The 24,844-nt window shown below is 56.8% G+C and carries 22 protein-coding genes, 1 tRNA gene and 1 other RNA gene; 12 read left to right on the forward strand and 12 right to left on the reverse strand.

What is annotated here, in order from left to right; all coding sequences use genetic code 11:
• Positions 1–14 precede the first annotated feature (14 nt).
• A complete protein-coding gene (locus AC3B6F_RS12700) occupies positions 15–845 on the forward strand; it encodes a TerB family tellurite resistance protein (protein WP_211568249.1) in 831 nt (276 codons plus the stop codon).
• 9 nt (positions 846–854) lie between these two features.
• On the opposite strand, the gene AC3B6F_RS12705 is transcribed toward AC3B6F_RS12700, so the two are convergent.
• On the reverse strand, positions 855–1,913 hold the full coding sequence (locus AC3B6F_RS12705) for a YeiH family protein (protein WP_489824634.1): 1,059 nt from the start codon (positions 1,911–1,913) through the stop codon (positions 855–857).
• Between the two features lie 109 nt (positions 1,914–2,022).
• Here AC3B6F_RS12705 and AC3B6F_RS12710 point away from each other — a divergent pair, with 109 nt between their 5' ends.
• On the forward strand, positions 2,023–2,919 hold the full coding sequence (locus AC3B6F_RS12710) for a LysR family transcriptional regulator (RefSeq protein ID WP_426066904.1): 897 nt from the start codon (positions 2,023–2,025) through the stop codon (positions 2,917–2,919).
• Between the two features lie 74 nt (positions 2,920–2,993).
• Here AC3B6F_RS12710 and AC3B6F_RS12715 read toward each other — a convergent pair whose 3' ends face one another.
• The 3 genes from AC3B6F_RS12715 to AC3B6F_RS12725 form a co-directional block, all read right to left on the reverse strand.
• Complete coding sequence (locus AC3B6F_RS12715) at positions 2,994–4,451, reverse strand: mannitol dehydrogenase family protein (protein ID WP_211568247.1); 1,458 nt, start codon at positions 4,449–4,451, stop codon at positions 2,994–2,996.
• A gap of 124 nt (positions 4,452–4,575) precedes the next feature.
• The gene (locus AC3B6F_RS12720; RefSeq protein ID WP_062015785.1) at positions 4,576–5,643 is read right to left on the reverse strand and encodes an FUSC family protein; all 1,068 of its coding nucleotides are present in this window, start codon (positions 5,641–5,643) and stop codon (positions 4,576–4,578) included.
• Positions 5,644–5,670: 27 nt separating this feature from the next.
• Positions 5,671–7,206 carry a Do family serine endopeptidase gene (locus tag AC3B6F_RS12725; protein ID WP_489824636.1) on the reverse strand — a complete coding sequence of 512 codons (1,536 nt, stop codon included), beginning with the start codon at positions 7,204–7,206 and terminating at the stop codon, positions 5,671–5,673.
• 139 nt (positions 7,207–7,345) lie between these two features.
• On the opposite strand from AC3B6F_RS12725, the gene AC3B6F_RS12730 reads away from it, so the two are divergent.
• Positions 7,346–8,530, forward strand: coding sequence for an Mrp/NBP35 family ATP-binding protein (locus AC3B6F_RS12730; protein ID WP_489824637.1), 1,185 nt, complete (start codon positions 7,346–7,348; stop codon positions 8,528–8,530).
• Between the two features lie 224 nt (positions 8,531–8,754).
• Positions 8,755–8,829 (forward strand) — tRNA-Thr (locus AC3B6F_RS12735).
• Positions 8,830–9,058: 229 nt separating this feature from the next.
• On the opposite strand, the gene AC3B6F_RS12740 is transcribed toward AC3B6F_RS12735, so the two are convergent.
• Positions 9,059–9,295: a hypothetical protein gene (locus AC3B6F_RS12740; RefSeq protein WP_010504617.1), complete on the reverse strand. Its 237-nt coding sequence runs from the start codon at positions 9,293–9,295 to the stop codon at positions 9,059–9,061.
• A gap of 17 nt (positions 9,296–9,312) precedes the next feature.
• Positions 9,313–10,224: an FAD-dependent thymidylate synthase gene (gene thyX, locus AC3B6F_RS12745; RefSeq protein ID WP_062015775.1), complete on the reverse strand. Its 912-nt coding sequence runs from the start codon at positions 10,222–10,224 to the stop codon at positions 9,313–9,315.
• 83 nt (positions 10,225–10,307) lie between these two features.
• Here thyX and ssrA point away from each other — a divergent pair.
• The 3 genes from ssrA (at position 10,308) to AC3B6F_RS12760 (ending at position 11,751) form a co-directional block, all read left to right on the forward strand.
• Positions 10,308–10,632, forward strand: a transfer-messenger RNA (tmRNA) gene (ssrA, locus tag AC3B6F_RS12750).
• 91 nt (positions 10,633–10,723) lie between these two features.
• Entirely contained in the window at positions 10,724–11,296 is a 573-nt protein-coding gene (locus AC3B6F_RS12755; protein ID WP_489824638.1) for an SspB family protein, read from the forward strand.
• Positions 11,297–11,358: 62 nt separating this feature from the next.
• A complete protein-coding gene (locus AC3B6F_RS12760; protein WP_010504611.1) occupies positions 11,359–11,751 on the forward strand; it encodes a VOC family protein in 393 nt (130 codons plus the stop codon).
• A gap of 30 nt (positions 11,752–11,781) precedes the next feature.
• On the opposite strand, the gene AC3B6F_RS12765 is transcribed toward AC3B6F_RS12760, so the two are convergent.
• The 3 genes from AC3B6F_RS12765 to AC3B6F_RS12775 form a co-directional block, all read right to left on the reverse strand.
• The gene (locus AC3B6F_RS12765) at positions 11,782–12,000 is read right to left on the reverse strand and encodes a hypothetical protein (RefSeq protein ID WP_062015769.1); all 219 of its coding nucleotides are present in this window, start codon (positions 11,998–12,000) and stop codon (positions 11,782–11,784) included.
• Positions 12,001–12,072: 72 nt separating this feature from the next.
• Positions 12,073–12,855, reverse strand: coding sequence for an ABC transporter ATP-binding protein (locus AC3B6F_RS12770; protein ID WP_489824639.1), 783 nt, complete (start codon positions 12,853–12,855; stop codon positions 12,073–12,075).
• A 2-nt stretch (positions 12,856–12,857) separates the two neighbouring features.
• Entirely contained in the window at positions 12,858–13,739 is an 882-nt protein-coding gene (locus AC3B6F_RS12775) for an ABC transporter permease (protein ID WP_010504605.1), read from the reverse strand.
• A gap of 211 nt (positions 13,740–13,950) precedes the next feature.
• On the opposite strand from AC3B6F_RS12775, the gene AC3B6F_RS12780 reads away from it, so the two are divergent.
• From AC3B6F_RS12780 to AC3B6F_RS12790, 3 genes are read left to right on the forward strand one after another with little or no spacing between them, the layout of a single operon-like run.
• Positions 13,951–15,327 carry a transglycosylase SLT domain-containing protein gene (locus AC3B6F_RS12780; protein WP_489824640.1) on the forward strand — a complete coding sequence of 459 codons (1,377 nt, stop codon included), beginning with the start codon at positions 13,951–13,953 and terminating at the stop codon, positions 15,325–15,327.
• A 28-nt stretch (positions 15,328–15,355) separates the two neighbouring features.
• Entirely contained in the window at positions 15,356–15,901 is a 546-nt protein-coding gene (locus AC3B6F_RS12785) for a peroxiredoxin (protein WP_489824641.1), read from the forward strand.
• A gap of 32 nt (positions 15,902–15,933) precedes the next feature.
• A complete protein-coding gene (locus AC3B6F_RS12790) occupies positions 15,934–16,542 on the forward strand; it encodes a DUF1643 domain-containing protein (RefSeq protein ID WP_489824642.1) in 609 nt (202 codons plus the stop codon).
• Positions 16,543–16,554: 12 nt separating this feature from the next.
• Here the strand turns inward: AC3B6F_RS12790 and AC3B6F_RS12795 are convergent, their stop codons facing one another.
• Positions 16,555–17,202 carry a POTRA domain-containing protein gene (locus tag AC3B6F_RS12795; RefSeq protein ID WP_489824643.1) on the reverse strand — a complete coding sequence of 216 codons (648 nt, stop codon included), beginning with the start codon at positions 17,200–17,202 and terminating at the stop codon, positions 16,555–16,557.
• A 300-nt stretch (positions 17,203–17,502) separates the two neighbouring features.
• Between AC3B6F_RS12795 and AC3B6F_RS12800 the strand changes: the two genes are divergently transcribed.
• Both AC3B6F_RS12800 and AC3B6F_RS12805 read left to right on the forward strand, forming a co-directional pair.
• Positions 17,503–19,071, forward strand: a complete 1,569-nt coding sequence (locus AC3B6F_RS12800) for a carbohydrate porin (protein WP_489824644.1) — start codon at positions 17,503–17,505, stop codon at positions 19,069–19,071.
• A gap of 173 nt (positions 19,072–19,244) precedes the next feature.
• On the forward strand, positions 19,245–21,479 hold the full coding sequence (locus tag AC3B6F_RS12805; protein ID WP_489824645.1) for a TonB-dependent receptor: 2,235 nt from the start codon (positions 19,245–19,247) through the stop codon (positions 21,477–21,479).
• A gap of 80 nt (positions 21,480–21,559) precedes the next feature.
• On the opposite strand, the gene AC3B6F_RS12810 is transcribed toward AC3B6F_RS12805, so the two are convergent.
• Together AC3B6F_RS12810 and AC3B6F_RS12815 are read right to left on the reverse strand one after the other, a co-directional pair.
• Positions 21,560–23,107, reverse strand: coding sequence for a carbohydrate porin (locus tag AC3B6F_RS12810; protein ID WP_489824646.1), 1,548 nt, complete (start codon positions 23,105–23,107; stop codon positions 21,560–21,562).
• 192 nt (positions 23,108–23,299) lie between these two features.
• Complete coding sequence (locus tag AC3B6F_RS12815) at positions 23,300–24,811, reverse strand: peptide MFS transporter (RefSeq protein ID WP_010504588.1); 1,512 nt, start codon at positions 24,809–24,811, stop codon at positions 23,300–23,302.
• Between the last annotated feature and the right edge of the window lie 33 nt (positions 24,812–24,844).

A 24,844-nucleotide genomic window follows, 5' to 3' on the forward strand; every position in this document is an offset into this window, starting at 1 on the left:
GCTAGATTACGGATATGGCTATCTGGGGCAAAATGTTCGGTGGTGTTGCTGGCTTCGCGGTCGGCGGCCCGTTTGGAGCACTGATGGGGGCAGCTCTCGGGCACGCCGCTGACAGTGGCTCCCTGCTCAACCCGTCCACCGGCGGCTGGAGCGAGCGCTTTCCAGCGCGGGGACGACCTGATCCCAATAATGCGGCCTTCTTTGGAGCCGCGAAAGTTGCAGCGGCTCTCGGCAAGAAAGACCAGCTTTACGCGATCGGCCTTGTGGCGCTCTGTGCGAAGCTCGCCAAGATCGACGGGCCGGTCAATCGCTCCGAGATCAACGCTTTCAAGACCTGCTTTCAGTTTCCGCCTGATAACGTCAAAGAAGTCGGGATGCTGTTCGATCGCGCCCGCGAGCGGACGGACGATTTCGAGATGTATGCCCGCGAAATGGGCAACGCCTACGGAGACGACAAAGCTCCTCTTGAGAACCTGATGACAGCCCTGTTCCGCATTGCCCGTGCGGATGCAGGTGCATCACGTGAGTTGCATCCAAAGGAAGTGGATTTTCTTCAACGCGTCCATCGCGCTTTCGGCCTCCCTCCCGGTGCGTGGGACCGTGCAGAAAGTGGCGGCTCACGTGCAGCAAGCACCGGCGAGCCGGATGCCTATCGCGTTCTCGGCATCGCCCGCACAGCATCGGACAAGGAAGTCCGTGTCCGCTGGCGCATGCTGATCCGTGAATATCATCCAGATGTCATCGCTCAGAAGCCCATGACGGATTTGGAACGCAAACGCGCTCAGGAACGCATGGCCCGGATTAATGCAGCCTGGGACCGGATCAAGCGCGACAGGCAGCTCTGATCCGGTTCATCAACCAAAACTTAGAAATACCAGTAAACCATAGCTCGCACTTCCCAGCATCAGCAGGGAAAGCACCACCGTACACGTTACGCGCGGACCAGCGTTGACCACACTCCGCATATCTACTCCCAGCCCCAATGCGCCCATCGAAACCACTGTCAGAAATGTCGCGACCTGACTGGCTGGGACAATAAGGCTAGCCGGAAACAAGCCGATAGAGCGGCAACAGACCATTCCTAGAAACCCAACAATAAACCACGGCACGAACCGAAAAACACCTGAGGCTCCATTTCCGGTTTCTGGAACAGTCGTCTCCTGCTGAGGAAGTAGGGGCGCAAGCAGAGACAATCCGAAACAGACGGGTCCCAACATCAGAACGCGCACCAGCTTCACAACAGTTCCAGTCTGCACAGCCAGCAAACCCAGAGGGGCCGTTGCCGCCACGACCTGAGGCACGGCATAGACCGTAAGCCCTGCAAAAGCACCGAACGTGCCGCCACTCATGCCTGTGGCGACACCAAAGAATGGTAACCCCAGCACAACGAACACGCCGAGAACAGCAGTAAAGGCAATGGAAGACGCCACCTCTTCCCCATCCGCCCGTATAATGGGCGCGACGGCCGCGATAGCGGAGTTGCCACAGATTGAGTTTCCGCAAGCCACCAGAAGCGCCATGCGACAGGGAAGCCCAAGCAACCGCCCGATCCCGAAACTTGAGATGAGGCTCACCCCAACCAGAACCACAATTCCCGCCACCAGTGCTGGCCCAACCGACAGCAGACTTGCAGCACTCACCGTAGCACCCAGCAAAACAACAGACATTTCCAGAAGATATCGGGCGCTGAAAACAATGCCGGGTTGAAACGCGTTGCTCGGAACACGAAAAGTCCGGATCACTATCCCGCTGAGGATAGCGAGCACAAGCGCTTCAAGCCAAATTTTCCTGAAAATCAGCCATTCCGCAGCTTCCAAAAAGTAAGCCAACATCGTGACGAACAGACACAGCGACAGACCTTTCCAGATGCGTCGTGCACGCACAGTGAGGATGTGACCGGCACCCCGGGGCATATTCGAATGTCTCATGTCCTTCGAAATACCCGCTCAAAAATAATCAATAAAACAAATTGATTATGTTATTCCGTTCGTAAATTTCGATTAATTGAAACTGGAAGACGTTGTGACCCTCGAACAACTGCGGATCTTCATCGAAGTAGCGATGCGGGAGCATGTCACCGCTGCTGCCAAAGCCCTGAACATCACACAATCCACGGCCTCCGCCGCTATTGCAGCTCTCGAAGACCGTCACGGCATCAAGCTGTTCCATCGTGTCGGACGTGGGATTTCTCTAACCGAAGCAGGGAGAGTTTTCCTCGTTGAGGCTCGTAATGTTTTGGCCAGCGCAGCCGTGGCAGAAGCCACGCTGGATGATCTGAGCGGGCTCAGCCGCGGCAGTCTGCGCGTTGTTGCGAGCCAGACGATTGCGGCTTACTGGTTGCCGTCCGCACTTGTCGCTTTTCGGCAGACTTTTCCCGATATCAGTATTGTTCTGGAAGTCGGGAACACCCGGCAGGCAGCAGAGCACGTCCGGGAAGGGCGTTCAGATCTGGGCATCGTCGAGGGTATCGTGGATGATCCCGCGCTTGCTCACTGGCCAGTCGGGGAAGACCGCCTGCAAATTGTGCGCTCCACGCCCTTCCAGAACACGACGGTCGATGCTGTATGGCTTCAGAATGCGCCGTGGATCATGCGCGAAAAAGGGTCAGGCACGCGATCCTCACTGAATCAGGCTCTCCAGGCGCGAAGCATTAACCCGGACACGCTGAAAGAGGTTCTTGCGCTTCCATCGAATGAAAGCGTCCGAACGGCAGTGGAAGCTGGTGCCGGCGTGGCAGCCCTGTCTTCCCTGGTGGTCGCACCTTCTCTGGCCTCTCAAACGCTATATGCAGCACCAGTCGATTTAGGTCCGCGCATATTCTTCGGATTACGGCATAAGGAACGATACCGCAGCAAGGCCGCAGACGCCTTCCTGCACATCCTTGAGACGCACAAGAAAAACCCAGCCCCGAAGACGTAACTGCGCATCATCGCCGACAAAAAAGCCGCCTTTCTGATGAGACGGCGGCCTTTTCCATGACAGAGCAGATTTATTCAGGCTGGAAGAGCAGCCTTGACGCCCTTCTCACGAATAATTTTCCGCAACGCCACGACCTTGCTATTCAGCTCGGATGTGTCCAGATCGCTCCAAGCATCGAAAGCGGGGAGTTTAAGCGCGCTCTCAAAATCGTCGGCCTTGGCCAGAATCTTCTGGCTCTCATCAAAAGTCGGCTCGAACGGCTCGTAGGTGTCACCCTTTTCGTCCTTGCCGCGCAGCATTTCCAGATAGGACGCCATACCGAAAGCAATCCGGGACAGATCGCGTTTGCCTTCAAGAGCCTGACGCACCGTTTCCGTCCAGAAGACCTGAATCTTCGAACTGCCATCCCCGGAAATACGCAACGTCTGATCTGCCATGGCCGGGTTGGAGAAACGGCTAATGACACTGTCACGGTAGCCTTCCAGTGTCATGCCCGGCGGAGCCTCTAGGGTCGGGATGACGTCCTTGTTCAGGAAGTTCTCAAGGTTACGGCGCAGATCCGTATCTGCCAAAGCCTGATCGACATTCTCGTAGCCTGCCAGAACGCCCGGGAAGCAGAGCATAATATGCCCGGCATTGAGCATCCGGATTTTTACATGCTCATAATCCGTCACATCCTCAACGAACTGCACACCAGCCTTTTCCAGCGCAGGGCGGCCATCAGCGAAGTTGTCTTCCAGCACCCACTGATGAAAGTCTTCCGCCACGAGCGGTAGATCATCGTTCAGACCACTGGCGTCGTTCAGCTTCTTTGCAATAGCAGCCGAGACGGTCGGCGTGATGCGATCAACCATGCCATTCGGGAACGTCGCGTTCTCTTCAATCCACTTGGCCAGCTCCGGATCGCGGGCCTTCGCATATCCCAGAAATGCCTTGCGAGCGACATTGCCGTTATGGCGCAGGTTATCGCAGGACATGATCGTGAAGGCTTTGCCCCCTGCATCACGACGGCGACGCAGCCCCTCCACGACATATCCGAAAATCGTAGACGGAGTTTCCGGCGTCTTCAGATCCTGCTGAACGGCTTTGTTCTGAAGATCGAACTCACCAGTCGTCTCATTGATATTGTAGCCGCCTTCCGTGATGGTCATGGACACAATACGGATCGCCGGGTCGGCAAGATGCTTCAGAACAGCTTCCGGGTCTGCTGGTGCCAGAAGATAGTCCCGCAATGCCCCCATGACGCGGACCGTACTTTTGCCAGATGGAGCGGTTTCGGTCAGGGAAAAGAGGCAATCCTGCTTCTTGAATTCCTCAGCCTTTTTTTTGGAGCGATCACTGCCGGTCAGACCAACACCGATGATACCCCAGTTCGGATCATCCTTGAGGATCTGCTCAACATAAAACGCTTCATGGGCTCGAAAAAAGTTCCCAACGCCAAAATGCACGATCCCCGGTTTGATCCCGTTGATGTCATAGGGCGGAGCCTGCACACCGGCGGGAAGAGACTTGAGGATTTCGTGCGTAATCATGGATTTCTCCGTTCCTGATGGCCGACCACTGACGGGGATCGGCTTTCCGAGCATAGTGCCACGAGACCCACGAAAAACGCGGGTAATCGTGCCAGGGTTTCGTCACAATGCGGACAGGAGCCGCTCAGAGACCTTTGGCTGCACCAGCATCATCACGCATGATGACACCAACGGCGCGTTGCAGATCTTCCTTGAACAGGGACATGACAAAGCGCATTTCAGGGCGCGTCTGCTCTTCCAGACGGGGAAGAAGATCAAGGATGTCTTTGTCTTCCGGCTGATGCGGATGACGGTTCTGCTGCCGAACGAGACGTTGTTCACAGCTGTGAGCCAGAGCACGAAGTGCATGGCTGAGACTTTTATAGAGCGGAACAAGACCCGTATTGCCTGCTGCGCGGCCCGTTGCGATTGCACGAGCCACCAGCATTGTATCGTTCAGGAGCCTTCGCATCAACCTTGGGAGGGCAGCCAGTACCGGGTCACGCTTTTCCAGATCGCTGAAACGCTCGCGCCGCGCCTCTTCAACCGCGCCTTCCAGTTCAATCAGCAGGGTCACGCAGGCTTCATTGCGCTTCTCAATTTCCCGCCAGCTTGTTTCCTGATCCAGCGCGCCATCCAGCAATCCATCAAGCCGCCTCAGCAGGCGACCCGACGTGTGGAAAGCCTGCTTTCTGGCACTGCTGTGCAGGACGACAAAAGACACCACCAGCGAAACCATGACACCAATCAGAATGGCCGTCAGACGCGTCACCATAGGCAGGAACGGACTGCCCTGACTGGGAAACAGGTACACGATCATGAGCGTGATGCAGGCAAACCGAAGATTCGTCTGCACCGCAGCCAGAAAAGCGAGAGGCGTCAGTACAATCCAGAAGGACAGCCATTGCTGACCCGTCCAGAGTTCCAGCAAAACAGCGATCGTTCCTGCCACAGCGCCCAGTAACGTCCCGGTAATCTGGTCACGCGCGGTGGCCATCGTCTGGGTAATGCTCGACTGAGTGACGATCAACGCCGTCACCAAAGCCCAGATTGTTTCCTGCAAATGCAGAACAAACCCGACCAGCCATGCCGCAGCGATGGAGACCAGAACCCGGATCGTCTGCCGTGTCGCAGGCCGCATGACTTCGCGCCAGCTTGTTCCCCGCGGCGGAACAAGCAGCCACTTCCGCATCAGGCCATTCAAAATTGTCATGGGACGTTCCAGCGCCCGTTCCCGCGATCAGTTCCCGAGAAAAGGCACAGGCACCCAGCGCAGACCATCATCATCCTGAACCAGAAGCAGCACTTCTGTTTTCTTCTGTTCCTGCGCCTGATGAATGGCCTTGGCGAAGGCATCGGGCGTGTCGATCTGATCCTGACCAACCTGCGTAATCACATTCCCAACCGCAATGCCGCGCGAAGTTGCCGGGCTGGAGGGTTCTACCCGATCCACCAGAACACCACGCTGATCGTCGGTCAGGGCGTATTGCGTGCGCATTTCGGCATCAATGGACCGAACCGTCAGGCCCAGCTCGCCGAAGGCTGCCTTGGTGTGCGTTGGCTGATGCGTATCAGACGGTGGCATATCCGGCGCATTGGGAGACTGAGCCAGCGTGATCGGCAGCGTCTTGGTGCTGCCCTTGCGCCAAACCGTCAGTTCCGTCTTCGTGCCCGGCAGAATGGACGCAATGATGCGGGGCATGGTCTGACCCGTTACATCCTGATCTCCTACGCGGGTGATGATGTCACCAACCTGAAGTCCTGCCTGCGCCGCCGGGCTTTTCGGCCCAACTTCAGAGACAAGCGCCCCCTTGCCCACAGTCCCGTCCGGCTTATGAAAATCCAGATCCTCGGCAATCTCGTAGGATACGTTCTGGAATTTCAGCCCCATCCAGCCGCGGGACACATGCCCGGTCTTCCGCAACTGGTCGATGATGCCACGTGCATCGTCAGCAGGAATGGCGAAACCGATGCCGATGGAATCGCCACCAGCGCCACCATAAATCAGCGTATTGATGCCAATGACTTCGCCGGAAAGGTTAAAGAGCGGACCACCTGAATTTCCGCGGTTAATGGCGGCATCAGTCTGGATGTAGTCATCATACAAACCATGTTCGACATTTCGTCCACGGGAAGAAATGATACCGGCCGTCACGGTGCCGTTCAGGCCAAACGGATTGCCGATGGCCACGACCCAGTCACCAATCCGTGCCGCATCGCTATGCCCCAGCGGAACCGCAGGCAACGGGTGTTTTGGCTTCACTTCCAACACAGCCAGATCGACCTGACTGTCACGCCCGACAATCCGCGCCGGAAGCTCCGTCCCATCCTGAAGCGTCACGGATACCTGATCCGCGCCTTCAATGACGTGGTTGTTCGTCACGATGATACCAGCCGGGTCGAGAATGAAGCCCGATCCCAGCGCCTGCATCCGGCGCGGAGGACGGTTCGGGGCCGGCTTGTGCGTCATGTAGTCGTGGAAGAACTTTTCCAGCGGAGAGCCCGGCGGAAACTGCGGTACCTGTGGCCCATCCGGGCTGCTGGAGTCTGGTCCCTTGTCCTCATCCTTCCCCGGCTTGAGCACGGCGGATGTGGAAACATTCACAACCGACGGAAGGAGCCGGTTCGCCAGATCCGCAAAGCTCGATGGAACCGAACGTGGTGCCGGAACGGGAACCGGAGAGGGCTGTGATGTCGTCTGCGCCTGCGCTAACGGGGCGGACAGCACCAGAGAAATGGCGCAGGAAAGGGCAAGGCGGGCGGTCAATCTGCTCATGGTGATACGCTAACGCAGAAGACCCTTCCTCGTCACTATGCCGAAGTTCAGAGTAGCAGTTCAGGATGCGGTCAGGAGATGCGTGTGCTAGGCTCGTCTGCTTTCCCAGACAGGCCGTTTTCCAGAAAAGAGTCTTGGCATGACCGATCGTACCCCCCCCCCGACTACCCCTTCCGACACGCCGTCTGTCAGTGCCGAGAAACGCATTTCCGAAATTCTTGGAAGCGAGCAGGCCGGTCTGGGTTCCAATGTTCTGGCCTTTGCCTCTCTAGAAGGAGTTTCAGTGCGGGACGGGCACGCGCATGTGTCTCTTGCAACGTCGCGTGACAATGTCTCCCGCATGGAACCAATCCGCCATCATGTGGAAGCGGAAATCGCCCGCATTCCCGGTCTGACAGGAGCGACAATCTCCCTGACGGCCCATCGCGCCACGACGCCGCCACCAGCCAATGCTCCGGCAGGTGGTGGGCACCGTCCTTTCAATCTGGGCGGACAAAGCCGCAACGCATCAAGCCGTCATGCCCCCGAAACGCTTCTGCCAGGTGTAAAAGCCGTTGTTGCCGTGGCTTCCGGAAAGGGGGGCGTCGGAAAATCCACCACAGCCGTCAATCTCGCAGCCGGTCTGGCAAAGCAGGGCGTCCGCACCGGCCTTCTGGATGCCGACATTTATGGCCCTTCCCTTCCCCGGATGCTGGGCAAGAATGCACGTCCGGAAGTTGTGGACGGGCGTATCCTCCCTATCGAGGCCTGGGGCCTGAAAAGCATGTCCATCGGGTATCTGGTGGATGAGCATCAGGCCATGATCTGGCGTGGACCAATGGTCATGGGGGCTCTGACACAGTTTCTGGGAGAAGTAGACTGGGGCGAACTGGATGTCCTCGTCATCGACATGCCGCCGGGAACCGGAGACGCTCAACTGACGCTGGCCCAGAAGCTTGGGGCCAAGATGGCCAAGGGTGGAGCCGTTATTGTCTCCACACCGCAGGATATTGCCCTGCTGGATGCCCGCCGCGGTGTCTCCATGTTCGAACGGATGGAAACACCCATTCTCGGTGTCGTTGAGAACATGTCCTATTTCTGCTGCCCGAACTGCAATCATCGGACTGAATTGTTCGGTCACGGTGGCGCGCAGGAAGAAGCAAAACGCCTTGGTGTTCCTTTCCTTGGGGAAATTCCCCTTCTGGCCGATATCCGGGCAAGCGGAGACGATGGCACTCCGATTATCCTCTCCGCCCCTGCCAGCGAAGCGGCACGCGCCTATACGGCTCTCGCTTCCACCATTGCCGCCGCACTTGCCGCATCCGAAGAAAAGGCTTCCTCATGACCCGTATTCTGCTTCTGGGAACAGCGCTGCTCCTCTCAGCCTGCGCCCGCCCCCCTGTAGTCCATCACGGGCTCTCATCTGACGGCTATGGATTCACAAACAACTCGTCCCATCTCCCCCCTCCACCAAGCCTCATGGCACCATCAAAGTGAGAAAATTACAGAAATCGTCTCTCTGACGCTTGACCAAAGGGGCCTCGGCATGGAAAAAGCCGGGCTGTGGATGCCGGGTTAGCACAGTGGTAGTGCAGCGGTTTTGTAAACCGAAGGCCGGGGGTTCAAATCCCTCACCCGGCACCACGATTTTTCCCAGAAAATCAAGACTTTGACGCGATTCTCTTCAGAGAACTACGCGCAATTTGTTATCCACTTTTCCGGGGTAGAACCCTGTGGATAAGTTTGTTGATTAAGAGTCCTGGAATGTGAGTCCGGCAGGTTTCTACATTCGTTCTCAGGGGAATCCGTTCAGAAACAGCGATTCTGGAAAAACAGATCGTCCACCGACTGCAAGACGTACAAAAACGGGCCTTCAGTCTTCCGCTGTCGGATCTACTTTATAGCAGTGTTCCGTCAGACCATGTTTGCACAGAGCCATGTGTTTATGTGGCGGAACAGGCCAGAAAACATGAATAAAAACCGAAGCGAGCATGAGCAATCCTGCCAGAATCGCCCATGGCCACATCCGCGGTGGCCGGGGGTCGAATCCGGGAGCAGAATCTTCCTGCACAGACGCAGGATTATTCAGAATTTTATCAAGATCGCTCATGCAGGACGCAACCGTCCTTATGCTTCAGAATCGATGATGGCGTTCATCTCGATCCATTCGCGTTTCGTCAGACCCGACGTCTCCTGCGTGACAGCCTCGCCTGCCAGACGACGACGCAACACCTTGAGCATTCCTGCCGAGAACGTGAATGCGCCACGACGGTATTCTTCAAAGGCAGCAGCCGTTGCTGGAACCCAGGCATGGAGCAGTTCGATCATTTTTTCTGCATAAACGCGGATTTCGTACTGCGCATGCGGATCGGCGCGCAGGGCCAGGAAGTGCATCAGATTGTGCAGATCAATCTTCCAGTACCACTGCGTATAGGTGTTGAGCGTCAGGTTCATCCGCGCCAATTCGCGGGCCAGACCGGTCTCATCCGGATTCAGCAGGCTCTCATAATCATCGTAGCACTGACTCGCATCGCGACGCAGAATCTCCAGAACACGCTCCGCCGTCTCCGGATCAAGAGCCTCGCTCCGTCCCTGTCGATTAGAGGCGCTCTGGGAGGCAACCTGGTCCAGCGCGGGCAGGTAAAACTCACGATCCAGAATGGAATAGCGCGCAGAATACTCGTTCACGCTCGCCATGCGGTGGCGAATCCATTGCCGCGCCACAAACACCGGCAGCTTCACATGAAACTTGATCTCGCACATTTCAAACGGCGTGGAATGACGATGCCGCATCAGATAACGGATCAGGCCCGCATCCTCGGAAACCTTCTTCGTTCCGCGACCATAGGACACGCGGGCAGCCTGAACGACGGCCCCATCATCGCCCATGTAATCGACAACGCGCAGGAACCCATGGTCCAGCACTTCGATAGGCGCGAAAAGGAGTTTCTCCATCGCCGGAACGGTCGGGCGGGAGGTCAGCTGGGGCTCGTTGCGCTGAGCTTCGATCTCAGCGCGCTGTTCGGATGTCAGTGCCATAGGGCGCGGCTCTAGCATGACGAAACATCTCCCGCCACCGTTCGAGACGAGTCCGGCCACTGTCATCACACGCTTCGTCTTTTCCCCTTGCAGGACGGCAACAGCACTCCTATGTTCAGCGGTGCAAGGGGTTCGTCCCCGGCTATGGCGATAAACGGTAAGTGAAATAAGTGTTGTGGACCCGGGGGCAGTGCCCGGCGTCTCCACCAGAAAAAATTCCTCGCAAAAGGGATCTGTGGGGACGAAACAGGCTCGACGCGCATGGTAAAGACTTATCTTTTGCCCGGCATTGTACCACCGTCATCGGGCTAAACTTACAAGTGCCAACGATAACTCTGAGGTGCTCGCTGTCGCTGCATAAGCGATAAGCGCGGTTCGGGAGGGCACCGGGCAACAGAAGCCCTCCCACCTCAAATTTCCTTTTCTGCAAAACGTCTTGCCATTCAGGCCTGTCTGTCGCATCCCTGAGAGGATTGACTGAAACATCAGGCTTACGACCATGAGCGACGACGATCACAACGGCCAGGACGGCTTCGAACACGAACTGCCGGAAAGCCTTCTCCCCTATGACGACTGGGTGGAAGACGCCTACCGTGAAGTCATGCTGCGTGCCATTGAGCACGTCGCCGCAGAAGGCCTGCCCGGTGCCCACCATTTCTATCTGACATTCCGCACCAACCGCCCGGACGTGATCATTCCGGCTCGCCTGCGCGCGCAGTACCCGGAAGAAATGACCATCGTTCTTCAGCACCAGTTCTGGGATCTGGCACTGGATCGCGACAAGAACACCATTTCCGTTGGTCTGTCCTTCGGGGGCGTTGGCAGCATTCTGGTGATTCCCGTCTCCGCCATCACGGCCTTTGCCGATCCGCATATCCGTATGGCTCTGCGCTTTGTCAGTTCCATGCAGGATGATGAGGACATCGAGATCCCGGAAGACGCCGTCGAGCCTGACGACATTGATCCGGCTCATCATCCGGAAGTCCGGATCGAAGAGCCTCCTGCCGATGAAGAAAAGAAAGAGGCTGAAGTCGTCAGTCTGGCAGCCTTCCGCAAGCGCCCGCCGACCTGAAAACCTTCCGCCCCGGAAGGTTTGCTCCGGGGCCTCTGACGCCGTTCTCGTAAGGGATCATCATGCGCTTTACCGTCGATCGCCTCGATCACATCGTTCTGACCGTCCGTGACAGGACCATCTCGGCGTCCTGGTATCAGCGGGTTCTCGGTATGGATATCGAGGAGTACGGGCGGAACAACCGTGTTGCCCTGTGCTTCGGGGGGCAGAAGATTAATCTTCGGCCGGAAAATTCCGAGGGCTGGGAAACGGCAGAAGGCGCGCAGCCGGGCACGTCCGATCTTTGCTTCACCTCAGCCATCGCCAGCGAAGACGTTATCCGCCATCTGGAAAAATGCGGTGTTGTGGTGACGGAAGGTCCTGTGGCGCGCTTGGGAGCTCTCGGCCCCATCACGTCCGTTTATTGTCGGGACCCTGACGGCAATCTGGTAGAAATCGCGTCCTACCAGCGGTAACAGGCAGGGTCTCCCCTGCCCGAAAGGCTGTTACCAGTTCTTGGAAATCAGCCAGAACTCTTCAGACGTCAGCGTGATCTGGTTGCAGTCTTTCGTGTCAGCAGCGGCCGTAGCGAGGGCTTCAATGCGCTCGATCATGATCGTCTTGCGCTGATGCGCTTCGGACTGCTCCTTGACCGTGGAGAGCGTCTGCAGGGCAGACTTGGCGGCCTTGGCAACGCGGGCTGCATCAATTGCGGCATAAGACATGGTCTGTCTCCATGAGGGTGATAAACTCGCCCAAGACTACCGCACCCTTCGGGTCAGACCAAATCGCAGAACTCAGGCCAGAGACGCTTCATACGCATCCAGAACCGTCTGGGTCGGCCCATCCATACGAACCTGCCCCCCCTCCATCCACAGAATACGTGTGCACCATTTCCGCAGAACCGGAAGGGAATGCGACGTGACGATAAGGATTTCGGCAGCATCCACCATGCCTTCCATCCGGTTCTTTGCCTTGTCCTGAAAGCGCTGATCACCAGCCATAAACCATTCGTCCATCAGAAGAATGCTTGGACGTGGCACCGTCGCCAGTGCAAAACCTAATCGGATTCCCATGCCAGACGAGTAAAGCCGAACAGGCAGATCGAAAAACGGTCCCAGTTCGGCAAAAGCTTCAACATCCGCTTCAAGCCGGGCAATATGCTCCTTGGCTACTCCCATCCGACATGCAAACAGATGAAGGTTTTCACGGCCTGTCAGTTCAGGGTTCATGCCGGACTGCGGATCAATCAGAGCATGACTGTCCCCTTCAATGTCCAGCACACCGTCTGTCGTTTCATAAATCCCGGCCAGAACGCGAAGCAGCGTGGACTTCCCGGCCCCGTTATGACCGATCAGGCCAACACGCTCACCACCCTCAATCTGAAATGTCAGACCCGAAAGTGCCTGAACCAGAACAGCATCAGAAGCAGCAGCACCAAGGCGCATCCGGCCGCCCACACTGGCAGGCTTCGTAACGGTCGCTTTTGCACGCGCCAATAGCGTCTTTTTCAGCGACCGCGAGGCGCCATGCAGAACGGGAAATGACAGGGACAGATTTTCAAGACGGATATGGGTCATGCTCAGATCCAGAACACCAGACGCGCCCGGACACGCACAAAAACCCAAACTGCCAGAGCGCAGAACACCGCACTCGTTCCAACGGCCACACCCCATACACCCGCTGACGGAACGTGCCCCAACAAGGGTGCACGAACGATTTCCAGCAAGGCATAGAACGGATTGTAAAGCAGGAACCTGGCCTTGCCCGCGAGTTGTTCCGGCTGCCAGATGACCGGGGTGACGTAAAATACGATCTGCATCAGGGCACCGACGATCGGCGGAATATCCCTGAAACGTGCACAGAGCGCACCAAGCAGCATTGAGGCCGCGAAACCGTCGATTCCCCACAACAGCAGCGAGGGAATAGCGAGCAAGGCCGAAGCACCCGGCCAGACATGGTAGAGGGCAAAAACACCAATCGGCACGATGATGTTATGCCCGAACACGATGGCATTGCGGACCACAACCCGAACAGCCTGAAGCAGGAGAGGCAAACGGCTGGATCGGATCATGCTGTCCGCATCAAGAAAGCTCGTACAGGATTCCTGTACAAGACTGGCCAGACCGGTTTGCCAGAGCGTCAGGGACAGTGCCAGGAACGGCAGATAAACCTTGAGATCCTGATGAAACAGCCGCCCGTACAGAACACCCATGGACGCCACCATGAGGACGGACGTAATGGTCAGCCAGAAGGGACCGAGCGCTGACCCGCGATAGCGCAGTTTGATATCCAGCCAGCCCAGCATGACACCCAGCCGCCAGAGCTGCCGCGTTTCGCAGAAATCATTCCACGCACGCGCGGCAGGGCTGCCACGGCGCTGATCGAACTTCATCAGGCCGGAAGCAGGCGTCGACAGACTGTCAACGTGAGGTTCGGTCGGGGCCGGAGACAATGCGCTCATATGGTCCGCCTAACCCATAGACCCTTATCCCGCAAGCAGGCAGCCCTTGATGGCTCCCTGTGTTTTCCCCATGTAACGGTGCGTATGCCCTCAAGGTAGAGAGGGTTCCCGGAAAACGTCCGGTTTTCGTCATTTTTCCTAGTTTTGCCGTAATCCCTGTGTATGCTTTGTAGGTTGCGACAGTTCTTCCCTTGTCAGGTACCCTGCCCCGATGCCCAGCTCCGCCGTGCCGCCCCAGACTACTCCACGTTTCAAGACCGTCCTCCGTTCCGGTCTGGCACTTGGTCTGATTGGCCTGCTCGCGGCGTGCGCTGACACAGCCGACATGAGCTCGACCTCGCGCCTGCCCGTAACGCAGGAAGCTGCAAAATACCGGGCTCACGCCAAGTCATATTACGCGCCTCCAGGGCCGCCGGATGATCCGTGGGGTCCCTATATTGAAGAGGCATCCGCACGTTTCGACGTGCCGGGACAGTGGATTCGGGCCGTCATGCAGCAGGAATCTGGTGGTCATCTTTTTGATCACAACGGCAACTTCATAACCTCGACGCCCGGCGCCATGGGTCTCCTCCAGTTGATGCCACCAACTTATGACGACATGCGTCAGCAATACGGCCTCGGGGACGACCCTTTCGATCCACACGACAATATCCTCGCCGGGACAGCCTATCTCCGGCAGATGTACGATATTTATGGCTCTCCCGGATTTCTGGCCGCCTATAACGATGGCCCGGGAAGTCTGGACAGCTACCTCCGCCGGGGACGTCCGTTGCCGCGTGAAACACGCCGGTATGTTGCCTCCATCGGACCACGGATTGCGGGCATAACGCCTCATAACCGTTCGGCAGCAGATCTTCTGGTCGCCCAGCATGATCCGAACGCCCAAATCCAGATTGCAGAAAACAGTGCTCCAGCCTCTCCGACCAGTCAGGCTGTCAGTGCCGCCTGGTCGCACAAAGATACTGCTGATACGAGCGCGTCTTCTGCCGCTCCAGTAGAAGTTGCCGAAGTTCCAGAGACGCCTGTTGCCGTGGCTTCCGCAGCGACACCTGCCGCAGGACCGAGCAGCGTCAGCGCCGCATGGGCAGCACGCGGCATCACCTCCCCCACACCAACGGTTCAGGCAGCAGCCTATCGACCAGCCGTTGCAAACAGCATGGATACCGAACTGGCTGACAGTCAGGTAACCGCGCAGGAAATCCCCATCGGGCATCGCCTGAAGCCACAGCCGATCATGGCCATCATGCCTGCCGCCAACCAGCAGCAATATCGCCTGTCGCCAGGTCCCGCGCCCATTGCCCGTCGTGCGGCACCCGTTCAGCAGGATACATCGGGGCCGCGCACATGGGCGATCCAGGTCGGCGCATTCGCCAATGCCAGTCAGGCCAATACAGCCGCCTCTCAGGCACACAGCCGCGCCGGTGTCGCCGTTGCTTCTGCACGAACACAAGTTGCCAGCGTCAAAACGGGCAAGGGCCATCTGTATCGCGCACGTTTGACCGGTCTGACGCATGAAAGTGCTCTTGCAGCCTGCCAGCATCTGCCGCACGGTTCACCCTGTGTCGTGGTCCCCCCCGGCACATTCTGACACTCATTCAGGAAACAGAACTGACCCTATGCGCCTTCTGCTGCCAATCTCCGCTTTCTGCGCCCTCGCTTCGATTGGCACTCTTGCCTCCCCGGCCCATGCCGCACTGGAAACCGGAGCCCACGCTCCTGATTTCACGGCTCAGGCCAGCATGGGCGGACACCAGTTCAGCTATCATCTTGCCGATGCCCTGAAGACAGGCCCGGTTGTCCTGTATTTCTATCCTGCAGCCTTCACCAAGGGATGCACGATCGAAGCTCATGATTTTGCAGAGGCCATTCCGCAGTTCAAGGAAATGGGCGCAACCGTTATTGGCATCTCCATGGATCCGATCGACAAGTTGACAAAGTTTTCTGTCAGCGAATGCCGCAGCGCCTTTCCTGTTGCAGCAGACCCAAACGGTATCGTAACGAACTCTTATAAGGCCAAGATGCCCGCAAAACATCTGGCCAGCCGTACGTCCTATGTGATTGCTCCGGACGGGCATATCGTTCTGTCCTATGCCTCCATGTCACCGGATGAACATGTCGAGCGGGCACTGGCTGCCGTGAAAGCCCTTAAAGCCGGTCACTAACGCCGTCACACCATCCTCCGGATTTTCCTGCCATGTCCCGTTCTTCCCACCCCGCTTCTGAAAAGGAGCTGGCTGGTTCTGCCGACCTGTTTGGTCAACATCATGTTGGGCATGCACGCCCCCTTCGCCTGTCAGAAGACGTGCGCAGCACAGCCCTCTATGCAGGTCCGGGCGACTGCTACCGTTACACACTTGAGCGCGTGTGGGACGACAGCAAACCGATGATGATGTGGCTGATGATGAACCCGTCTGTCGCCACGGAAATCGGGGATGACCGAACAGTCGCCAAATGCCAGCGCTATGCTCGTGCATGGGGATATGGCGGCATTTTTGTTGGAAACAGCTTTGCCTATCGCTGTACGGATCAGAAACGCCTTCTGGAAGTTGACGATCCGATCGGGCCAGACAATGACGCCCATCTTCTGACCATGGCGAAAAAAGCAGATCTGGTCGTTCTAGCCTACGGGGCCCCACAGGCCAAAGCCCTCAGGCCCCGTGGAACCGAAGTGGCCCGAATGCTGGGCCATCATGGCATCAAAGTCACTGCGCTACGGCTTAGCAAGAGCGGCAGACCGGAGCATCCGCTCTACCTGCCTTCTGTTCTAACCCCACAGCCACTCGACCCAGAAACCCTGTCCTGACACGAAGCCTGGTCAGTACGGGGTCCTCTCTCCCTCACGTTCCTTGATCTGCCAGACCAGAACCAAATGGTTGTCATGATTGGGGTAGACAACCTGAGGCTGGATTTCAGCACCCAGCTTCTTCTCCTGATAAACCTTCTGGATCGCCGCTTCGTCAGCAGCCAGCGTCTCGTCTGAAATAGTCGCACCTTCCTGCAGATGCGTTGCGGCCGCCAAAGCCGGTGTTGGAACGCTGCTGTTTCCGTCAAAGGCGACCTTGTCGAGAATGAGTTTCCGCGCCTCGTGATTACGTGGAACTTCCTCCCGAAGAACAAGCTTTACGTCCACCTTGTCAGCGGAAATGTGCATCTGTTCGCCAAGATCCGTCCCTATGCCCCGGGACTGATACAGATCTGCCACACGCTTTTGCGCCGCAGAAAGCTGAGCACGGGTCACACTCTGACCAGACTGGTAACCGAACGTCTTCAGAATATCCTCTGATGGAACACTCTTATTGCCCTGCACAGAAACCGTTCCAAGCTGCAAAGGAGCGTCCATTGCGGGAACAGGAGGCGGAGCCGGTGGTGTAGCCGTATCGGCCGCAGCCGATCCCACCAATAATATCGCTCCCAGGCCAAGCCCTGAAGCTGCCTGTTTCAGCATGGAACGAGAAAACATCATGCTGCCTCCTGTGTCTTGAAAAAATAAGAGACCCTCCTTTACGCTATAGAAACCCCGAGGTTGCCAATTATTCAGACCCGACAAGTCTCCATCCACACAACGTCACAATCCAACAGATCCTACCCTCCCAACCCAGCTTAATCCCTTCGACGCATTGACACTGGGGGGACCGTTCTGCGACACACCATGTCTCCCTCCCTAAATTGGAATTCATTTTCTTCGTCCCATCACGGGAACAACAACGAAGAAAACATGTTTTCCACCCCACCATCATCAGACAGAAGAGAGACCTGCTGCCTCATGGTCGTGCTGCCTATTTCCGCTCGCGTTCCTCGTTCCGGATTTTTTCGTTCGGCCCTGCTCGGCGTCCTGTCCGCCACGACACTGGCCTTCCTGCCCGGACACGCCCTCGGACAGGCGGCCTCTCCTTCCGGATCTACGCCCACAGCAGGTCCTTCTGCGGAACCGTCTGCCGGCAACAGCAAATCCGAACTCACACCTCACCCCATGGACACAGGCCGCCGCGTTCCTCTTTTGCAGAAAAACATGCGTGGCGTTCGCAGCGCAGGAGCCTCCGACGACATCGCAGACCCTGGGTCCTTCTTTGCAGCACCCATGGGATCACAGCATTTCTTTGGAGACTGGGGTGGCATCCAGCCTTGGCTGGTGGACCACGGCATTCACCTTCTCGCTTCCATCAACGAAGAATTCGCCGGAAACATCACTGGCGGAAAGCAGCGCGCTTATTCAGATACAGGTCAGGTCGGCGTTGAACTGGACGTCGACTGGGACAAGCTGGCCGGTATTCCGAATTTCTGGACCCACACCCTGATCGTCAACGGTCACGGTCAGAACGTGTCGCGCATGTTCGGAGATTCCATCGCACCTGTTCAGGAGATTTATGGCGCCCGCGGGAACGTGGTTGCCCATCTGGTCTCGATGTATGGCGAGACGTCCTTTTACCATAACCGCATCGACATCAGCGCCGGCTGGATTCCTGTAGGCTCCTTCTTTGCAGCGTCTCCCCTGTTCTGCGACTTCATGAACGTGGCGGTATGCGGCAACCCGGCACCAAACAAATATACAGAAGGCAACCGTGACTGGCCATCCGGTAACCTGGCAGCCATCGTTCGTGTCATGCCAACCGTCGATACCTACATCATGGGCGGTCTGTTTGCAGTCAGCCCTCATGCCTATAACGGCGGCATCTCCGGTTGGTCGTGGGCCCAGTCCGGATTGGGCAAGTTCTCAACACCAATTGAGATTGGATGGGTGCCACATTTCGGGAAGAACCGCCTCGTTGGCCACTACGAACTTGGTTATTCCTACGACAACTCACGCTACCCCAACCTGTATGAAGACATTCACGGCAATTCCTGGCAGCAGACGGGCCTGCCTCGCCGCTATGAAGCAGGTCGAAACAGTGCATGGCTCATCATGGACCAGATGCTCATGCGCAATGGCCCAGGCGATACCAATGGTCTGATCCTCATGGCAGGCGCCATGTATAGTGACGGCCAGACGGTTTCCATGCGCGATCACACATGGGTTGGAATGCTGGATACAGGCAAAGCGTGGGGGCGGCCGCTCGATACCGTCGGCGCCATGTGGCAGCACTTCGACATGAGTACGACTGCCGCCCTCCAGCAGGAATCTTCCAAAAACCTCAATCTTCCCTATCAGGATACACAATGGGGCGCGGTCTATGGTCCGCAGAGCCATGAGAACGTGTACGAACTGTTCTACAGCGCCCATGTCGCCCGTGCGATGGCGATCCAGCCAGACTTTCAGTACATCCAGCGCCCAAGTGCCACGACGACATTCCATGATGCGGCGGTACTGGGAGTCCAGTTCACAGTCGTGCTCTGACGCAGTCCACTTTGCATCTGACGATATAGTGGAGCCTCTTTTGGGCTCCGCTTGTTTTATGGCGCAAAAGCCACGCTGAGCCCGAAATCATATTACGTTACATCAATCTATTTGAGATTAATTCTCATTCCCGTATGTAGCGCTCACCTTCTCCTCCAATCGAGGCTTCCATCGTGCGCGTACATCCGATCTTCCACACCAGACGATCCCGTAGCCGCCTGGCCTGCATCCTCCTCGCCGGCACAACCTTCCCTATCCTTGCGACAGCCGCGACCAGCTCTTCCGTTGCATCGCAGCAGGCTACCCAGAACACAGCCCCCGTTTCAAAAACGTCGACTCCGAATGACGAAGAAATCGTCGTCAAGGCGAAGCGCCGGAACCAGATGGAAGTCACAAGCGGTGGTCAGCTTGGTGTTCTAGGAAACAAGAAAGGCCTGGACGTGCCTTTCAACATCCGCAGCTATTCTTCCAGCATGATCCTGAACCAACAGTCCCAGACGCTCGGACAGGTTTTGGAAAATGATCCCTCTGTCCGCACCACGTATGGATACGGCAATTTCTCAGAGATGTTCGTCATTCGTGGCTTCGCCGTGAACGGAGACGACGTCGCCATCAACGGCCTGTACGGCATCACCCCCCGCCAGCTCGTCTCTCCACAGCTTTATGACAGCGTGCAGGTTCTCAATGGAGCCAGCGCATTTCTGAACGGGGCTGCACCGGGCGGGTCAGCCATCGGCGGCAACATCAACCTCATGTTCAAACACGCCACGGATGCACCGATTACACGCCTGAGCGCAGGGTATACCAGCAGCGCCATGGGAGACGGCAGCATCGACGTCGGGCGGCGCTTCGGAACGGAAAAACAGTTCGGTGTCCGGCTGAATGTCGCAGGACAATCGGGCGAAGATTCTATTAATAACGAATATCGCCATTCGACGGCTCTGGGTGCAGATTTTGACTGGCACAGCCGGGATAACAGCACCCGTATCTCAATGGACATGAATTATCAGAACCAGGGCGTCGATGGCGGCAGACCCGCAATCTTCCTGGGTAGCGCAGTCACATCCGTACCGCGTGCCGTTTCGCCATCTCATAATTATGGGCAAAAATGGGCTTATAACGATCTGAATTACATTTTTGGGATGCTCAATATCGAGCATGATCTTTCGAAGAACGTGACCCTGTATGGTGCCTTTGGCGCGCTGCACGGCGATGAAAAAGGCAACTACTCCACCCCGACCATCACAAATCCCACGACAGGCGACGGAACAGCCGGAGCCATGTATGTGCCGTATTCGCAGACAAACGAAAGCACGCGCGCAGGCGTCCGCGCACATTTCCGCACAGGCTTCATCAAACATGAAGTCAACGCCGGTGGATCGGCCCTTTGGGAAGATACCGGTGCAGCTTATGCGATGTCCCTGACCCCTCTCACCACCAATCTTTACAACACGACGCAGAAAGCCGCCCCGGCTGAGACATTTGTTGGCGGCGTACTGGATAACCCACAGACAACAAGCTGGACACGGCTTTACAGCCTGTTCTTTTCAGACACGATGACGTTTCTGAACGGTCGCATCGCGCTGACTGGTGGCTTCCGCTACCAGAACATGCTGATCAACGGATACGCCTACAGCAAGACCGGTCGCGGCGCGCAGTCCAGTCATTACGACCAGGACGCCATCACACCGGTTGTGGGGCTGGTCATTCACCCAACGCGCCAGACATCCATATATTTCAACCGGATCGAAGGTTTGGCTAAAGGCGCGGTGGCCTCAGGAAATGTCATCAATCTTGGGGAAGTCTTCCCGCCCTACAAATCCACTCAGTACGAAATCGGTGCGAAATACGACATCGGACGGTTCAGTGCAGGTCTGGCCTTCTATCAAATCGCACAGCCCAATGCGTATTCTGAAGCACTGGGAACAACCGGAAACTACATCTATCGTGTCAACGGGCTCCAGCGAAACCGCGGTATGGAACTGACCGTCAACGGCCAGATCCTGCCCGGACTACGCTTCAATGGTGGCGGAACTCTCATTCAGGCCGCCCTGCGCCGCACAGCCGGCGGGACTTATAATGGCAACACGGCGATCGGCGTGCCCAACTACACGATCAACGGCAATCTGGAATATGACCTGCCCTTCCTGAAAGGTGCAACGGTGGTCGGACGCGTCGTCAACACGGGCAAGCAATGGGTCAATCAGGCCAACACTCTTCATATCCCGGTCTGGACACGCTTTGATCTGGGCGCACGCTACACGTTCACAACCTATCACAAGCCCGTCACACTACGCTTCGGCATCGATAACATCGCCAATACCCGTTACTGGTCTTCAGCGTTCAACGGCTATCTGCTTCAGGGCCTGCCCCGGACGTTCAAGTTCTCTTTCACAACCGATCTCTGATTTCCCATCAGACATCAGGCACAAAAAAACGCGCCCCCATGAGGAGGGGCGCGTTTTTCATCTCTGCTCCGAGCCGGAACTTAGAAGGTAATACCTGTCTCGAAATCCATCAGCAGCGCATTCTTGTACCGGTTGGTACCACCCGGATGCATGATGTACTGCGCACCAGGCCGGATCACGAGCCACGGCGTCGGGCGCCAGCCGTAATTCAGTTCGATGGCATGTTCTTCAGAAGGCTTGTACAGCCCTGTTGCCCCCGCCGCCTGCATCTGGCGCGCCCAGATGGTCAGCTTCGGGTTCACCCACAGCATTTTCATGCCAAGGCTGATCGTGTCGTTCGGGCGATCCTTAAAGGTGCCCTTGCGCGTGATGCCCCATGTGATGAAGTAAGGCGCAATCGCCGTACGCGGATCACCCCAGGTAAAAGAGCCGAAGAACGATGTTCCACGGTTCGGATCCGCCTTGTCACGCTCCAGCATACGGTCAAACTGGAACCAGCCACCGAAGCGACCGCGAACCTGCTGAACCGGTGCCGAAATCAGATATTCCGTCGGAACGCCGAATGTTCCAAGCTGGCCATAGACATTCTTGACCTGTGAAGAATCCCAGTAGCCGCCAATCTTGATATTGGTCTGAAGCGGGCCGCTGTAATCATCCTTGCCGCCCTGATGCCAGCCAAGCTGGAACGGAACGTATGTGCCCGTTGCGCCATGAAGGTTCATCTTCCAGCCGTTATGCGTATTGGCAATCGTCGGATCGACCGAATACGCACCAAACTGGATCAGATAATGATTGTTCCCGGCGGGGTAGAACTTCACCCACGCCCCCGGATGCGCCGTCGGGTAATATCCATAACCCGAGTTCATCGCGACAGACTGCGGCATACCACAGATGGCATTGGACTCGAACTGGCAGTACTGGCTCATGCCCCAGTACATGGAGGACTGTTCGAAATCGTTCTCGGTATTGATTTCACCGACTTCCGTGGAGACATACCGGTTCCACGGCATTTCCCATGACAGACGGGTCAGGCGGACGGTTTCACCCGATCCAAAGATCTGCTGAGGGCTATCCAGCGCCGGGAGCTTGGCGCCAATACCCAGACCCTGTCGGGCCGTACTCAGGAAGTGGAAGAGACCAAGGTTCCAGCCAGTCAGCCGCTTCAGATCAAGGTCAATATTCAGGCCAAACTCATCCGCATACCTAACGGTCTTGGCCTTGCCCCCCATAGGGTTGCCAGCGCTGTCCTGCAGGAAGTGCCCGCCGATATTGATACCTTTTTCCGTCAGCCAGGTCCGATAGCCGCCCCAGTCCCCTGTCATGGTGCTCTGGGTCAACCAATCGTGGAAGCTGGCAGGGAAGAAACGGCTTTCCGTTGTATCCGAAGGCTGCGCGGCTGCCAGATGTGAAGGCGTCGGCGCAGGCTTGACCAGCAGAGGGCTGGGCTGGATGGATTTCGTGCGCAGAACCGGGTGACCAGCACTGTTATGGGCGCGAGGCAGTTCTGCCGATCCTTGAGAAGATGCAGAAGCCGTTGCGGCGTGTGCAATCTGGAATGTGGACAGAGCCGTACTCAAAAGACAGGCCGTCCCCAGAGCCTTCGTCAAACCGCTTCTATACCTCTGCATTTCTTTTCGCGTGTCCCTCTCGCGTGGCCTGTAGCTGGAAAATCGTGAACGACTGTCCAATACAGGCCGATACCGGTCCGGAATAGAGAGAGGAAGACGCTTGTTTTCCTAATCGGCACCTTCGGGAGATTTAAGACAAATGATGTCCAATCATTTTCCTAGGTTTTCTCCCGAATTACAAAAGTTTCACGTTCAAGAAATCGTGGAAAGTTTCTTGTTCACAGTTATGTGTTGTCGATCCCAACGCCGCGTCAAAGGCTCGATACAGGCCAGAATCACGACAATCGCAACGGCAATTTCACAAAGCGTCCGGAACAAACCCGCATAAAGAACATTGCCAGCAGATGTCGCCACATCGGCCGGCATGGCAGCCTCATTCGCAATAACGCTGCCCACATACATGGCAATGCCCCAAAGCAGGTAAAGGCCGCCCATCATGAAACCACCAAGCCTTGCCGGAGCGTAACGGGCGATAATGGCCAGCCCCAGACCATTGGTCAGCAATTCCGCAAAGGACAGCAGCCCGTAGCCCACAACCATGATCCATGGAGAAACAAGGCCCGTCGTTGCCGCCGTTGCAAACCACCAGACACCAAAGGCCAGTGCGACCATCGCATATCCGATCAACATCTTGCGGGCGATAGACAGATCCCGGCCCTGTGCACCGAAGCGATTGTACACGGTGGCCAGTATCGGGCTGAGCGCCATGATCCAGAGCGAGTTGAGAGCCTGGAACTGTCCGGCGGACATGTGCAGGATCGTGACGCCAGCAATTTTGAAATCACCGGACACATCCCGCAAGGCATAGAGCGTGAGAGACGTAATCATCTGCTGATAATAAATCAGATAGATCGTCCCCTGCAGGGAGAGCAGATAGGTCAGTTTCAGGCCGGGACGTTCTTCTGCCGGCGCGCGGCCGTACAACACCGCCCAGATAACGGCCAGGCCAATCCCTGCAACAATGACGCAAATTCTTGCAAGACCATCGCTGCTCAAGATCCACGCGTTAAAAAGCGTCAGGAGTAGCAACCCCAGTCCTACCAGCCCAAACCGACTGAGCGGAATGCCTTTCTGCTCGATCGGACTGGCCGTATAATCCAGCCAGTTGGACCGCCACAGATAATAGAGCAGCCCGACAACAAGCCCTCCGGAGCATGTGGCAAAGGCAACCGGCGCCCCATAGTGGACCTGTAACCACGGTGTCAGCAGCATCGAAACAGTCGAGCCGACATTTACGGACATGTAGTAGAGCGTAAATGCAGCATCCAGCGCGGCATCATCCCCTTCATAAATCCGCCTGACCAGATTGCCCGCATTGGGCTTGAACAGACCATTCCCTGTAGAAATCAGAGCCATGGCCAGCAACAGAAGCGTCGTGGAGTTCAGGGATGCGGCAAGACAAGCATAACCAAGAGCTAGGGAAATAGTCCCCATGACGACGGTCCGCCGTGTTCCCAGAACACGGTCTCCCAAAACGCCACCCAGTGCGGGTGTGATATACGTCAGAGCGGAAAAAGCGCCCATCATCAGATTGGCCGCCGTGTCTGCCATCCGGAGCTGTTGCACCATGAACAGCGTCAGAACGGCCTGCATCCCGTAATAGCCGAACCGTTCCCACAACTCGATTGCCAGTACGACAGTAAAGGCCCGGCGACGTTGCGCCCCGGTATCCTGAACAGCGGGAGAAGAAGAAAAGGACGCCATGAAATACCCGTCAAAAGCAAAGACGGGCCTTAC

Source organism: Gluconobacter sp. ESL1110 (assembly GCF_058107395.1).

What these genes read in the sequence shown, in the direction of transcription:
- AC3B6F_RS12780 (WP_489824640.1), top strand. Translation starts at nt 13,951, where the DNA reads ATGCCCAGCTCCGCCGTGCCGCCCCAGACTACTCCACGTTTCAAGACC.
- AC3B6F_RS12715 (WP_211568247.1), bottom strand. Translation starts at nt 4,451, where the DNA reads ATGATTACGCACGAAATCCTCAAGTCTCTTCCCGCCGGTGTGCAGGCT.
- AC3B6F_RS12785 (WP_489824641.1), top strand. Translation starts at nt 15,356, where the DNA reads ATGCGCCTTCTGCTGCCAATCTCCGCTTTCTGCGCCCTCGCTTCGATT.
- AC3B6F_RS12765 (WP_062015769.1), bottom strand. Translation starts at nt 12,000, where the DNA reads ATGTCTTATGCCGCAATTGATGCAGCCCGCGTTGCCAAGGCCGCCAAG.
- AC3B6F_RS12775 (WP_010504605.1), bottom strand. Translation starts at nt 13,739, where the DNA reads ATGAGCGCATTGTCTCCGGCCCCGACCGAACCTCACGTTGACAGTCTG.
- thyX (WP_062015775.1), bottom strand. Translation starts at nt 10,224, where the DNA reads ATGGCACTGACATCCGAACAGCGCGCTGAGATCGAAGCTCAGCGCAAC.
- AC3B6F_RS12770 (WP_489824639.1), bottom strand. Translation starts at nt 12,855, where the DNA reads ATGACCCATATCCGTCTTGAAAATCTGTCCCTGTCATTTCCCGTTCTG.
- AC3B6F_RS12800 (WP_489824644.1), top strand. Translation starts at nt 17,503, where the DNA reads ATGGTCGTGCTGCCTATTTCCGCTCGCGTTCCTCGTTCCGGATTTTTT.
- AC3B6F_RS12700 (WP_211568249.1), top strand. Translation starts at nt 15, where the DNA reads ATGGCTATCTGGGGCAAAATGTTCGGTGGTGTTGCTGGCTTCGCGGTC.
- AC3B6F_RS12725 (WP_489824636.1), bottom strand. Translation starts at nt 7,206, where the DNA reads ATGAGCAGATTGACCGCCCGCCTTGCCCTTTCCTGCGCCATTTCTCTG.
- AC3B6F_RS12795 (WP_489824643.1), bottom strand. Translation starts at nt 17,202, where the DNA reads ATGATGTTTTCTCGTTCCATGCTGAAACAGGCAGCTTCAGGGCTTGGC.
- AC3B6F_RS12730 (WP_489824637.1), top strand. Translation starts at nt 7,346, where the DNA reads ATGACCGATCGTACCCCCCCCCCGACTACCCCTTCCGACACGCCGTCT.
- AC3B6F_RS12720 (WP_062015785.1), bottom strand. Translation starts at nt 5,643, where the DNA reads ATGACAATTTTGAATGGCCTGATGCGGAAGTGGCTGCTTGTTCCGCCG.
- AC3B6F_RS12790 (WP_489824642.1), top strand. Translation starts at nt 15,934, where the DNA reads ATGTCCCGTTCTTCCCACCCCGCTTCTGAAAAGGAGCTGGCTGGTTCT.
- AC3B6F_RS12815 (WP_010504588.1), bottom strand. Translation starts at nt 24,811, where the DNA reads ATGGCGTCCTTTTCTTCTTCTCCCGCTGTTCAGGATACCGGGGCGCAA.
- AC3B6F_RS12760 (WP_010504611.1), top strand. Translation starts at nt 11,359, where the DNA reads ATGCGCTTTACCGTCGATCGCCTCGATCACATCGTTCTGACCGTCCGT.
- AC3B6F_RS12810 (WP_489824646.1), bottom strand. Translation starts at nt 23,107, where the DNA reads ATGCAGAGGTATAGAAGCGGTTTGACGAAGGCTCTGGGGACGGCCTGT.
- AC3B6F_RS12755 (WP_489824638.1), top strand. Translation starts at nt 10,724, where the DNA reads ATGAGCGACGACGATCACAACGGCCAGGACGGCTTCGAACACGAACTG.
- AC3B6F_RS12705 (WP_489824634.1), bottom strand. Translation starts at nt 1,913, where the DNA reads ATGCCCCGGGGTGCCGGTCACATCCTCACTGTGCGTGCACGACGCATC.
- AC3B6F_RS12740 (WP_010504617.1), bottom strand. Translation starts at nt 9,295, where the DNA reads ATGAGCGATCTTGATAAAATTCTGAATAATCCTGCGTCTGTGCAGGAA.